We start from the raw sequence: 13,255 nt of genomic DNA, 5'->3' as shown, positions 1-13,255 counted from the left end.
TACACGTCCCATAGTATTCCCTTCAGAGAACTCCGATGCCCCGCCAGGGATCCTGGCCAGACATCGGAGCAGGCTCTCATTCTGCAGCCAGGACCCGATCCATTTCCTCGGCTATTGTCGCCATAGCTTCGGAAACCTCCCGCGCCCCCAACCAGACATCTCGCATCTCTCTCGTCTCGATGCTCATCCACTCCGAGGTGTTTCGCGAAACCGGGTAGGGCCAGGAGTAGGATTGGGCATCGATAAAGACCTGCAGGTCCATCGAGGGAATCGCCTCAATCCAGGCATCAGCCATCCCTTCATACCCGGGAATCGTGATCGCCTCTGCCGCCAGGCGCGCGGCGAATTCCCGTGAGATAAGATGCTCCAGCAGCAGCCAGGTCTCTTCGGGATGCCTGGTGCGCGCCGATCCGGCCCAGCCAAGGCCGTGAATGATGGAGCGGCGCTCCCCCGTGGCAGGACTCACGGGAAGCGGTGCCACATTCACATCCTCACCGAGAGCTCCGTACACGACCGGCACAGACCAGGAGCCTATCGTCGTCATGGCGGCGTTCCCCGAGACAAAAAGATCGAGCGGATTGTTCAGCTCATAGAGTTCCTGTCCTGGCGGTGCCGATTTGTCGGTGTACATGAGGTCCACCAGAAACTGGATCGCCTCGATGCTGCCGGAGTCCCGGAATCCCGATTCCTTCCGATCTTCCGATATGATACGACCGCCGTTCATAACCATAAAGTTGTAGTACCCGGCCTGACTATCGGAGTTTGCAATAAACCCGTACTGCCGTCCCGAGGGGCGGTCCCTGGTAAGCAAAGCAGCCTTTTCCCTCAGGGTATTCCAGTCCCACCCTTCATCGGGATAGGCTACACCGGCCTCATCGAAGAGTCTCCGATTGTAGGCCAGGGCGATCGTATCAAACTGCTCCGGTACGGTGTGAACATCACCGTTCAGGCGATACCGCTCAACCAGATCGTGGGGATACACCGAGACATCGATACCGGCAGCGTCAAGATAGGGCTGCAGATTCATCAGATGACCGTTTTCTGCGTAGCGGGGGAAATTGGGAACATTCATCCAGAACACATCAGGCGCTGTCCCACCCACCATGGTCGTCTGCAGGCGTTGCCAGTACTGCCCCCAGGGAACAATCGTGGAGTTCACACGAATATGGGGATGCGCCTCCTGAAACTCGGCGATTGCCGCATCGATAACGGGTTTCTGCACGTTGTCCCAGTACATCATCTGAAGCGTCACGGNACTATCCGTGCCGGACCCGCACCCCATGATCGCCGGAATCATGATCATCGTTGCCAGTACCACGCCTGATACACCCAGTCTTCCTTTCATGCCGGATACCTCCCTTTGCAGATTGTCTTCAGGATTTTCCTGTTCCACAGGNCGACCGGTTATACAACCGGGATCGCCCATGGATGCTTCTAGACGATACCGGAATCAGTGCCCCGGGAACCCGGAACGTTGTGATCCCTTTTGTAGGTCCTCAGATCGACCGTTCGCCCCGTGTTCATGGACTCTTCCGCTGCGAAGGCCATGATGTGGCTCTCCATGGCCAGATCCAGCGTTGTCTTCAGGGATGTTCTTTCCTTGTCCCGAAGGTGCAGGATCAGATCTCGCAGGATTCCCTCGTCGCCCCCGCCGTGGCGAGTGCCGTTGTGACACCCCCCGAGAGAGATCGTCTGAATCTCGCCGGTCCGGAAATCGTGCACCTCCAGAACCTCCCGTTCCATGTGGCCGCGAATTTCGCCCCGCTCTCCCATAACCTTGATGGTACGACTCGTCTCGTGGGTAAAAGCACTCATGGTAAAGGCGGCCGTGATTCCCCGGGCAAACTCCAGGGAGACCACCTGGTGCTCGACCATGTCGTTATCGCAGGCGTACACGCACCGTCCGTAGGGNCCCTCCCGCAGGGCCTCCAGGATGCCCCGGGAGGAGAGATCGGTGGTGATCACGCTCACGGGCCACCCCGTTTCGCCCTGGTGGTATACCTTTGGTGCGTAATAGGGACACTCCACCTCGTGGGGACACCCCTCGAGACACCGCAGAGGGGCCCCGGCAGGAGCCTTTTCGCGAGAGAAGGAGCCCGCCGACCCGGCCGATGCGAGGGAGACACACTCCTGGTCTGCAAGAAAGGCGAGGATATCCAGATCGTGACAGCTCTTGGCCAGGATCATGGGTGATGAGCTGGCCCGGTTCCGCCAGTTCCCCCGAACAAAACTGTGGGAATAGTGGATATGGCCGATGTTTTCGTTGTGCTGGATACCCCGCAGGGTTCCAATGGCACCCTGATCTATGAGCCGCTTCAGGATAATGAAGAAGGGCGAATAACGCAGGACATGGGCCACAGCAACACTCACCCCGTATTTCCGGGATGCCCCGTGGATCTCCAGGCAATCTTCCAGGGTCGGGGCGATCGGCTTCTCCAGGAGGAGATGATATCCCCTTTTCATGGCTTCCAGAGCTGGCTCCAGGTGCATCTGATCCTGGGTGCAGATGAAGGCAGCATCGGCGAAGCGCTCCTTCTGCAGAAGGTCTTCCCAGGTGGAGAATGTTCCTGACTCGGGAATGCCATGGTCCTGCACCAGATTGTTTCGACGCGCCTCGTCCGGTTCGGCNACCCCCGTAATCTGCAGTTCCGCAGGATGGCGCAGCGCGTAGGAGGCGTAGGCGTCGCGGCCCCTGCTTCCGGCACCGATCACCACGGCTGTTACTGGTCTCATAAACTGCCCTCGCTTTTGTTGCTGTATTGTATGAAGCCCCAGCATATCTCCTGTTTCAGGAAAAACAATGGCATAAATGCGGCATTATTTACCATTTCCGACTCTTCGGGTGGTATACTCACCACCATGAACAGCGGTGAGCGCGAGTCCTCCTTCGGGAGCCTTCACAGATCGGTGGAATCCCTCTGGTCCGGTCTCAGGAGTCCCGGGAATTACTACCAGGGTACGGGGTATCTCCCCTTCCCTGTGCCGGAAAATATTCTGCTCTTCTACCGCAACCGCTTTCACCCGGGGAATCTGGGGGCTGAAACGAGTTTCCACTATCGCCACGTGCTGCTCTTTAACCTGGCCAGAGCCATACGAATCTTTCTCGATGGCTCCATCGTGCACCTGCACCGGGGNGAGGGGTTACTGATCCTGCCCTACCAGTACCACCGCTTTATCAACGAGGGCCAGGACCNACTCTCCCTGGCNTTCCTCACCTTCGAGATNCCTCCCACGATCTGCTTTGAGCGCCTGCGCTACTCNCCCTTCGCCTATACCCGGGAGACGCTCCAGCTCCTGGACGAGACGGGCCGGGCCTTNCTGGACGGCAGCCCCGGCACCCTTTGCTGCTGTGCGGCCCGGGTTCTCTCGCACATCATCGAGACCTCCCACAGGCGGGAGACACCCCTGCACCAGAGATACCACGGGGAGACGCTCATCGGAGAAATTCTCAAAACGGTGTACCACGAGAAAACCCGCACCGTGGAGGCTCTTGCCACGAAGCTGGGATATTCCGGGAGCTATCTCCGGACGCTCTTCAGGAAAACCATGGGACAAAGCCTGGGCCGATTCATGATCGAGGTCCGCATGACCGANGCGATGAGGCTNCTTTCCCGAGGNAACTCGACGGTGGGGAGCATCGCCGAGCGCTGCGGCTACGAGAGCATCTACAGCTTCAGCAGGGCCTTCAGAAGTTTCGCCGGAGAGAGCCCCTCGCAGTACCGAAAAAAGAGAAAAACCGGAGGGAGTGATCCCTGAAAAACATCCCGAACCGCGCTGCTATTTCCGGAATCTTTTTTATATTCGTAGATTTTATCTTCAAAACGCGCTAGCTTTCGGGGTACGCGATGTCGGTGCGGTCTCCTGTTCCCTCGCAGCAGAGGATGTCTTCTCCCCTCGACGTCGACTCNGTCCCGGAGAACTCCGGGAAAAATCTTGTGATGACCAGCCGGAACGCCCCTCNTCCGGGCATCGCCGGGTCTGATTGCCGGGTCTGATCGAGATGAGGAAAACCACAGGCAAGGACCGGAGAAAATGAAAGAGAAACAATCACGACCAAAGGTGGTCTCGCGGAAACTGCTCCTGACCCTGGCAACGATCACCGCCGTAGTAGCTGCTGTTTTTATCATCGGTTCCGCCCGGATGAATCCTCTGGAGGCGCAGGAAGGCAACGATACCGCCTCCACCGGTGAGNAACAGGCCAGACCCATACCGGTGCGGGTCATTACACCGGAGCGCCGCGATTTCACCGAATACGGCGAGTACTTTGGCGAGGTCCGGGGAATCGCCCGGGCAACCCTCAGCGCCGGTACTGCGGGTCGGGTCGTTGCCCTCCACGCCCGGGAAGGCGACCTGGTGCAAAAGGGTGATTCCCTGGCAGAGATCGATCCGGAACAGGCCGAACTACGCTACCGCACGGCCCTGCTGGCCGAGGAACTTGCCCGGGAGCACTACCGGCGGGAGCAGCGTTTCCTGGAGCAGGGTTCGTCCTTTCAGGTTCGCGTCGATCAGGCCCGTCTGGAGTGGCTTCAGGCNCAGTCCCGCCTCCTGGATACGCGCCGGCTCCGGGAAGAGGCCCTGGCCATCACTCCCGTTTCGGGAACGGTGGTGACCCGCCACATCGANCTCAACGATCATCTNGAGGCGGGAGACCTGACGTTCCACGTGGCCGATCTCTCCCGCATGATTGTTTCCGTGGGAGTACCCGAAGCGGATATCGCCGGTCTTCGCGAACTCACCCGTGCAAAGGTTTTCTTCTCGAGCCTTCCCGACCTTTCCTTCCAGGGGGTCCCCCGTTCCTTCTCGCGCCGCAAATCCGATCGCGCCCTGACCTACCGCGTGGAGATCGAGATAGAGAATCCCCGGGGGGTGCTGCTGGAAGGGCAGACAGCCCGGGTAGAACTGGAACTTCGCACCTTTCCTGATGTCCTGGTTGTCCCCAACAGAGCGATCTTTACCCGTGGCAACCAGTCCTTCGTGATGACCGTGGAAGAGGGCAGAGCCCGGGAGGTCCCNATCCGGCCCGGCCCCTCGGACAGGACGGGAACGGCCGTTCTTGAAGGNCTCCGGGGAGAGGAGCTCCTGGTGGCCGAGGGGTTCAACCGCCTGCGNCAGGGGAGCCTCGTGATCGTGCAAGACGATACGACGGCCGGTGCGGCAGCCAGCGTGACGGAGTCCGTGGCAGCAGGGCAGATCAGGAGCACCCCGTGATACGACTCTGCATAGAAAAGTACATGGCTGTCTTCTGTTTTACCGTTCTCATTGCCGTTGTGGGCATTATCGCCTACATCACCCTGCCCAGGGAATCCTCGCCCGAGATCCGGCAGCCCTACATTTTCATTACCACCACCTACGCCGGTGTCCCGGCCACCGATATCGAGACCCTGGTGACGCAGAAGATCGAGAATGAACTGGAAGGGCTGGATGGGCTGAAAGAACTGATCAGCCAGAGCCGGCAGAACGTCTCCTTCATCTTTGCCGAGTTCACCTCCGACGTGTCGGTGGAGGAGGCCCTGCGCAGGACCAAGGACCGGGTCGATCAGGCCATACCGGAACTCCCCGATGATGCCGACCACCCCAACGTGCGGGAGTTCAGTTTTTCCGACTGGCCCGTCTTTGTGGCGGTCCTCTCCCACCCCGACGGCGTGGAGGCGATTGACCAGGCANCCCGAACCCTTCAGGAGGAGCTCCAGCGGATTCCGGGGGTGCTCGATGTGGAACGCGCCGGACACCCCCTGCGCGAGGTGGCGGTTGAGCTGGATCCCGTCCGCATGGAAAGTTACGGCTTCTCCATCGACGATGTCACCGGGGCGATCCAGCGCGAACACGTCACCATTCCCGCGGGCTCCCTGGAGAGCCGGGAAAAAAATTACGCCCTCTCCGTAACGGGAGAGATCTCCGATCCGGCCCACTTCGGCCAGATCATTCTCTCCCGGGGAGAACTGCGGGTTCCCCTCTCGGCGGTGGCTCACGTGGCCTTTCAGAACAGCCCCGACCAGACCCTCTCGCGCTTTAACAGCACCCCGGCCATACAGTTGAGCGTAAAAAAACGGCTGGGGGCAAACATCATCGATCTCGCCGACACCCTCACGGCCCGGATCGAGGAGGCCCGGCCCTTGATGCCCGAGGGAACGGAGATCGCCATCTCCTACGATATGTCCGTCTACATCAGGGACATGCTCATGGATCTGGAAAACAACATGGCCTCGGGTTTTGTCCTGGTTCTGCTGGTGACGATCCTCTTTCTGGGGAAACGGAACGCCCTCTTTGTGGCGCTGGCCATCCCCCTGGCGATGCTTCTCTCCTTTTTTGTCCTCCAGATCATGGGGATAACCCTCAACTCAATCGTGCTCTTCAGCCTGATTCTGGCCCTGGGAATGCTGGTGGATAACGGGATCGTGGTGGTGGAAAACATCTTCCGCCACCAGGCCCAGGGGAAAACCCCCTCCCGGGCCGCCATCGATGGAGCAGGAGAGGTGGCTGGCCCCATCGCGGCCAGTACCGTCACGACCCTCCTGGCCTTTTTCCCCATTATCTTCATGCCGGGAGTCATGGGAGATTTCATGCGATTCCTCCCCATGACGGTGATCGTGGTGCTCTCGGCATCGCTCTTTGTGGCGCTGGCCATTAACCCCGTCTTCTGCGCGCGGTTTCTCTCGCTGAACGAAAAACAGCGGCAGCGCATGGAGGAGGGAGGAGGAGGGTTTCTCCGGTTTCAGGGCTGGTATACCTGGCTTCTGCACCGTGCAACCCGCCACGCGGCGAAAACGGTGGCCCTCGTGACGGTGCTGGTTCTGGCAGGTTTTGCCGCCTACGGGACCTTTGGNGCCGAGGTGCTCTTCTTCCCCGATCTCGATCCCGAACGGGGCCGCATCAGGATCGAGGCCCCCCAGGGAACCCCCCTGGCCCGGACCGACGAGACGGTCCGGCAGATCGAGGCGCTGATTCCCGGAACGGCCATGTCNCTTCANAACTATTCGGCCCTGGCGGGCAGGAGCGGGGGCGACACCGAGAGTCACCTGGGAACGGTGGATCTCACCTTCCATCCCTACGCCCGGAGGGAGATTCCCGGACGCACCGCCCTCGATGAACTCCGGCGAAAGGTGCAAACCGTCACCAGCGCCGTTGTCACCGTGACAGAGGACGATTCGGGGCCTCCCACGGGGGACGATATCTCCTACGAGATCCGGGGGGAGGACTATCAGATCATGGGAGAGATCGCTGCCCGGGTAATGGAGGTGCTTCAGGCGCGGGAACACCTCTTCCGGAACATCGATAACGACCACGAGGCGAACCTCCCGGAATACCGGATCAGCATAGACCGGGCCAGGGCCGCCCATTTTGGTATCAGCACCGCCGAGATAGCCGGAACGATCCGCTCGGCCGTAACGGGTACACGAGCGGGGTCCTTTCGCTTCGACGACGAGGAGTACGACATTACCGTGCGCTATCGCGACGACGCCCGGGACTCCCTGCGAACGCTCAGGAGTATCCAGATCGTGGCCCGCGACGGCCGCCGGGTCCCTCTCAGCGCCGTGGCCTCGGTGGAGCCCCACTCCACGGTGAGTGTTATCAAACGGCGGAACATGAACCGGGCCGTCAGCGTCTGGGCAAACTTTAACCGCGAGGTGGATACCCGCGGGGAGGTGACCGCCCAGGTGGCCGAGGAGGTCCGGCGAATCCAGGAGGATCTTCCCCCCGGATATTCTATCGGGGCCGGTGCCGGNTTCGATATCCGCGACGAGTCCACGACCTTTCTGATGCAGGCCTTTCTGGTGGCGGTTTTCCTGATCTTCATCGTCCTGGTGGCGCAGTTCAATAGTCTGGCCGACCCCTTCATCATTCTTTTTGCTGTTTTCCTCTCGCTGGGGGGGGTCTTNTGGGGNTTTGCCCTGAGCGGGAAAAACTTCATCGTGATTATGTCCGGGATCGGTTCCATCGCCCTGGCGGGGGTGGCNGTGAATAACTGTATTGTCCTGGTGGATTACACCCACCGGCTTATCGCCCAGGGTATGGACTGGCGTCTTGCCGTGGTCGAGGCGGGCAGGACCCGGCTGCGGCCGGTTGTACTGACGGCGCTCACTACGGTGCTGGCCCTGGTTCCCATGGCGCTGGGTGTCAGTTTCAGCATTCACGAGTTGAGAATTATTGTGGGGAGCGAATCCAGCGAATACTGGACGGCCTTCGCCTGGACGATGCTCTACGGGCTCTCCTTTGCCACGGTGACGACCCTGGTGGTGGTGCCGGCCCTCCTGACCGTGAAATACCGGACCCTGGAGAGGTTCCGCCGAAAGCGGGCTCCCCGGGAGGAGAACTCCGCAGCCGAGAGCGCCTGACCGGACCAGGAAGGGCTCAGGGCCGGGTCGAGCCTTCCCGATCCCGGTGCGNGCAGGCCGGGGGAATCCCGGCCTCGCTCAGGAGTTCAGCGTACCGTCCGCTCCGCTTCAACTCCCCAAGCCCCCGGTTGAAGTGCTCCAGGAGCAGACGATTCTCCCCGGGGGTCCGCGAGAGCAGGAGATGGAGGTGCTGCCTTCTCAGGGGGGTGTGGTGATGAGCCACTCTCCCGACCTCCTCAGCAGAAAAATGCTCCCCGAGCAGGCTGTACCCCGCCAGGGTATTCATGGGGAACAGATCGATTCGTCCGAAGAGGAGCTTGCGGAAATTATAGATATCGCGGGAGACCCATTCGACCTCCAGCGTTCCCTCCTCCCAGGCCTCCATGAANGCTTCTCCGTAATCGTAGCCTCGGGTAGCCCCGATCACGAGCCCCTTCAGATCCTCCACGGTCTCCCAGGAGAAGGGCCGTTCCCTGAGGTGAAAGAAGGCCTGACAGTCCTCCACGATGNGATCNGAGACGAAAAAGGTCTCCTCCCGCTGGGGGGTGGAAAACCATCCCGGTGTGCCTTCCAGGCGTTCGCCCTCTTCTGTATACAGGAGCGCCCGGTTCCAGGGCATGAAGCTGTAGCGAACCTCGAGGCCCGCCAGGGCGAAGCTCTCGGTGATTATGCGGGCCAGAATGCCGTACCCCGGCTGATCGCGGGAGATATAGGGAAGAAAGTCATCCACCCCGAGGCGAACCACCTGACGAGGCTCCCCCCGGATTGCACCGGGAAGGAGCAGCAACGCCAGAACCATGGGGACCACCACGGGAAGTCTCGTTTTCAAATTCATGAAAAATCTCCTGACGGGTCCGGGACGGGACCACCCGACGGCGAGGGCTCAATCGCTTGTATGAGAGGCTCCAGCTCGGCGACCCCTGNGGGCTTGACCAGACAGCCCAGGGGATCGACGGCAACCAGGGCCTCCTGATGCAGCCGGTGGGCGTAGCCCGTCATGAAGACGATGGGAACCCGGGAAAACTCCCGGATCTGTCCTGCCGTCTGGACCCCGTCCAGGGGGCCTGCCAGGCCGATATCCATGATCACAAGATCAACGGGGCGGGCCTGAAGGCACCGGAGGGCCTCCTCTCCCGATGCTACCCGATCAACCACACGATGTCCCGCCTCTTCCAGTTCCATGGCAAGGTGCAGCGCGATGAACACCTCGTCCTCCACGATAAGTACCGCCAGTGCCTTCTCAGCCATGGTTCACCCGCTCCGTATATCCCCGGGTCGAAAAGACGATATCCCAGCGGACACCACCGGTCCCGGCAAAGCTTACCCTCCCCTGGAGTTGCTGCTCCCCGATCGCCCGAAGGGTTTCAAANCCCGTGGTTCCCGTCCGCCGCCAGTCAAAATCGGGGCCCACACCGACTCCGGTATCGGCCACGGTGAGGCGCAGGAGGGAGTCTCCCAGTTCTTCCAGGCGAATCAGGATTGTCCCGGGNTCCGTTCCGGGAAAGGCGTGNTTCAGCGCGTTCGATACCAGCTCTACCAGCATGGTGCCGCAGGGGAGAGCCGTGTCGATCAGGAGAGAAACCGGGGCGATCTCCAGGACAATACGGTCCTGGAACCCCGAGAAACCGTGGCTTTTCAGGACCTCCGCCAGGAGTTTGCGGAAATAGGGTGCTATCTCGATCCGGGAGAGGTGNTGCGATTCGTAGAGCGCCTGCTGCGCCAGAGCCATGGCAAGAATCTGGTTATCCACGTCACGCACCGCTTCCTGGAATTCCCGGTTATCCCGAACGCGGGCGGCCCGAAGGTTGAGGATGGCCCGAAGGGACTGCAGGGTGTTCCGGGTCCTGTGGTAGAGTTCCTGAAGCAGGGACTGCTTTTCTTCCAGGGTGGCCTCGAGCGTGTCCCGGGTCTGCTCCAGGCTCAGGATCGCCTCGTCGGTGCGGGAGATCAGGGCGTTCAGGGCCCGCACGATCTCGTCCAGTTCATCGGGGAACCGGCGCTCCCAGGGGGCGCGGGGGAACTCCAGTTTCCGGCCCGCCGGTTTTGCCGGATCGAGGGTATGAAGGAAACCGGATATCTTCCTGAGGGGCTGGAAGACAAGCCCCCGGGCGGCGAAAAAGACAACCAGGGCAAAGCCGAAGATCTGGACCGCGCTCGCCACTGCGATCGCTGAGGTCTGGCGCAGGAGCATCTCGCGAAGGCCCTCCAGACTGGTTATCACCTGGAGTTCTCCGATCAGACGATCCTCCTGGTCGAACCGGTGGACCAGGGGAAAGGCATCCCGCCGTCCTCCCGAGGGAGGTTCCCTGCCTCGCTCCAGAACGGGAAGGGGTTCCTCCCCCTGGATCTCCAGGACTGCGACGTACTCCAGGTACGGCAGGAGAACAAGTCCCTGAAGGAGGAGCTCGAGCTCGGCATCGTCAAAAAAGAAGAGCCGCGAGGAAATCAGGGGGAGATAGCTCTCCTCGAGAGTTTCCAGAAGGGTTTCCCGCTCCACCAGACCGCGCTGATAGAGGGTTCGCACCTGCCAGGCCATAACGACTGCCGAGAAAAACACGCTGGCCACCACCACCACGATCAGGTACTGGACGGCGAGGCTCAGGGGTTTCTTCTTCATCATGGAGCGGCCCCCGGGGAAGAGTTCCCGGGATCGTCCAGTAGCTCGGGCAATCGGGAAAGGGAGAAGTCGTAGCGGCCCATGCCGGGGTTATGGTGTTTTGAAAAGCGGCGATAGTCGACCTCGCGGTACATCTTCAGAAGTTCCAGTACCTGCGCGGCGTTATCTCCCGTGACCCGGTATGGTCGGGGAGAGAAGTCCGTGCCGATCTCATCGGCAAAGTCTATCCCCTGGAGATAATCGTAGAGGTAGACCACCAATTCTGCATAGGAATAGACCGAGCTTGCCACCGTCGCGGTGAGGGTCCCCGCGCGAACGGCCCGAAGGCCCGTCATGGAGAGATCGAGCCCCCCTGTGAAATGGGTCTCGCCGGGGCTGCCCCCCTGGGAGCGTATCCCCTGGACAGCTCCCAGCGCCAGCTGATCACTGGCGGCCCAGATCACCGAAACCTGGGGATAGCGCTGCAGGAGACGCACCGCCATGGCCTCGCCCTCTTCGGGGGTCCACCGGGTAGGCACCGTCTGGAGCAGCTGCGCCCGGGGATCCGCCTCCACAGCCCTGCGCAACCCGGCTTCGCGGAGACGCGAACCGAACCAGGAGGTATCGCCGCCGATCCCCACCACCTGAATAAAGCCCTCCCCGTCGTGCCGCCCCCGGGCAGCGGCAGCATCGATCAGCGTCTGCGCCAGGAGAAAGCCCTTTTCCTCCTCGTCCTCCCGGAACGTTCCCGTCCAGTTGGAAAAGACCTTCCGGGGGGCGCCTCCCAGAGCGTTCTCTTCCTCGGGAAAGAGCGGGCCCTGGATAAGAAAGGGGATTCCCCGCTCCCGGGCTACCTCCGCCAGGGGACGGGCCTGACCAAAGGCGACGGAAAAGATCGCCCCCGCCGGGGCCGGATCCTGCCGCAGAAGTGCAGCCCCCTCGCGGAACTTGGCGAACCGGTCATCCACGGGAAACTCGAAGAACCGTATGCCGACCCCCAGATCCTCCGCTGCTGCTGCCATGGCGCGATGAACCTCGGGCCAGTAGGTATTGCCCTCGGTGGTGGGGGTAAAAACCACCAGAAAGAGAGCCTCTGGCCCCGGCGGGGAGGAGGGATCGGGTGTACTGCCCCTCACCGGGAGCGGTGCCACCAGAAAAAGCGGGACCAGGCAGAGACGCAGAAGACGGGGAATCTGTTCCAGGATCATGAACCGTACCCTCTGATACTCCAGTCTAATGCAATTACGGGCCGATGCAACCCCCGGAGGGCGAAACCTCGCCCCCTGAGGGCGANCCCCTACTCCAGCAGATACACCTCGACCCGCCGGTTCAGGGCGCGCCCCCGGGCTGTCTCGTTATCTGCCCGAGGTTCCGACGCGCCCCGGCCCTGATAGAGAAAGCGGTCATCGGCCACACCCCGCCGGGTCAGTTCACGGACGATCGCCTGGGCTCGCTCGACCGAGAGCCGCTGTTGTCCCTCGGGGGTTCCCACATCGGCGGTGTGACCCACCACCAGAAAGGTTCCCTGGGGATTCACGTTGAGGGCCTCCTCCAGGGCCCGGGCGAGCTGCTGCAACCGGTCTCCCTCCTCGGGGAGGATCGCCGCCTGGTTTGCCACNAANCGGATCGCCGGGAGGGTGAAGCGCAATCCCAGATCGGTCTCTTCCAGAGTGATGAGATCCTCCGGAGGAGCCTCGTCTTCGGGAGGGGAGGGATCTGCTGAGACGATTCGATCTGCCGGGGTTTCCGGGAGGGGGTCGGAAGCGTCTGCGGGACCCGGCAGATCCCGGGTGTCGGGAGGTGCCTGGGCGATACCGGGCTGGGTCTCCCGGAGTCGCTCCCGCAGAATCCCTGCGGTTCGGGGCCGGGGAGTGTCAAAGAAGGTGAGGCGGAACCCCCGGGTGTCCAGCTGTGTCCCGTCGCGGTAGAAAAACTGATCCTCCAGGGTGTCCCGAATAAAGAGGGGATTCCTGCCGTCGGCGCTCATGTAGATCTGGAGGATGTGCCGCCCCTGGACCCTGAGCAGATCGGGATCCCCGGCGGGATCGTCACCGCTGCGGTAGCGCAGGGCGTACTGGGCCGAGACAAGAAGGACCTCCTCGCCCTGGTATTCGGCGGGCCCCTCGAAACGGTAGGCGATATAGACCCTCACCCGGGTGGGGAAGCTGTCCTCAAAGGGATCGATCACGACCTCGCCGAAGGCCTCCCAGGTATCTCCGGGGAAAAGGGGTCTGTCGGGGAAGGAGGGAATCGACCGGACCGCCAGGGCCTGCCCCGACGAAGATACGCGGTAGGTGCCGTCGTAGCTCACGTGAACATCCAGGGG

9 protein-coding genes are annotated in these 13,255 nt (G+C 61.5%); 3 read left to right on the top strand and 6 right to left on the bottom strand.

Features of this window, described 5'->3' with window-relative positions:
• Positions 1-76: 76 nt before the first annotated feature.
• Together B071_RS0101935 and B071_RS0101930 are read right to left on the bottom strand one after the other, a co-directional pair.
• On the bottom strand, positions 77-1,237 hold the full coding sequence (locus tag B071_RS0101935) for an ABC transporter substrate-binding protein (protein WP_438829531.1): 1,161 nt from the start codon (positions 1,235-1,237) through the stop codon (positions 77-79).
• Positions 1,238-1,434: 197 nt separating this feature from the next.
• Positions 1,435-2,733, bottom strand: a complete 1,299-nt coding sequence (locus tag B071_RS0101930; protein ID WP_026244904.1) for a Gfo/Idh/MocA family protein — start codon at positions 2,731-2,733, stop codon at positions 1,435-1,437.
• On the opposite strand from B071_RS0101930, the gene B071_RS0101920 reads away from it, so the two are divergent.
• The 3 genes from B071_RS0101920 (at position 2,656) to B071_RS15350 (ending at position 8,333) form a co-directional block, all read left to right on the top strand.
• Positions 2,656-3,756, top strand: a complete 1,101-nt coding sequence (locus B071_RS0101920) for a helix-turn-helix transcriptional regulator (protein ID WP_083914331.1) — start codon at positions 2,656-2,658, stop codon at positions 3,754-3,756. The genes B071_RS0101930 and B071_RS0101920 overlap by 78 nt on opposite strands.
• Before the next feature lie 276 nt (positions 3,757-4,032).
• On the top strand, positions 4,033-5,208 hold the full coding sequence (locus tag B071_RS0101910; protein WP_083914328.1) for an efflux RND transporter periplasmic adaptor subunit: 1,176 nt from the start codon (positions 4,033-4,035) through the stop codon (positions 5,206-5,208).
• Entirely contained in the window at positions 5,205-8,333 is a 3,129-nt protein-coding gene (locus tag B071_RS15350) for an efflux RND transporter permease subunit (RefSeq protein WP_018525413.1), read from the top strand. Before B071_RS0101910 ends, B071_RS15350 begins: the two co-directional genes overlap by 4 nt.
• Before the next feature lie 831 nt (positions 8,334-9,164).
• Here the strand turns inward: B071_RS15350 and B071_RS15340 are convergent.
• The 4 genes from B071_RS15340 to B071_RS20410 form a co-directional block, all read right to left on the bottom strand.
• Positions 9,165-9,581, bottom strand: coding sequence for a response regulator (locus B071_RS15340; RefSeq protein WP_018525411.1), 417 nt, complete (start codon positions 9,579-9,581; stop codon positions 9,165-9,167).
• Positions 9,574-10,524 (bottom strand): sensor histidine kinase, encoded by a 951-nt coding sequence (locus B071_RS0101890; protein ID WP_438829530.1) that lies wholly within the window; start codon positions 10,522-10,524, stop codon positions 9,574-9,576. Before B071_RS0101890 ends, B071_RS15340 begins: the two co-directional genes overlap by 8 nt.
• A 425-nt stretch (positions 10,525-10,949) precedes the next feature.
• Positions 10,950-12,137 (bottom strand): ABC transporter substrate-binding protein, encoded by a 1,188-nt coding sequence (locus B071_RS0101885; protein WP_018525409.1) that lies wholly within the window; start codon positions 12,135-12,137, stop codon positions 10,950-10,952.
• 89 nt (positions 12,138-12,226) lie between these two features.
• Entirely contained in the window at positions 12,227-12,916 is a 690-nt protein-coding gene (locus B071_RS20410; protein ID WP_438829529.1) for an OmpA family protein, read from the bottom strand.
• Positions 12,917-13,255 lie beyond the last annotated feature (339 nt).

It is taken from the genome of Alkalispirochaeta alkalica DSM 8900 (assembly GCF_000373545.1).
Classification (GTDB): Bacteria; Spirochaetota; Spirochaetia; order DSM-27196; family Alkalispirochaetaceae; genus Alkalispirochaeta; species Alkalispirochaeta alkalica.
The sequence above is the reverse complement of the archived record's forward strand: the minus strand, read 5'-3'. Positions and strand labels throughout refer to the sequence as shown.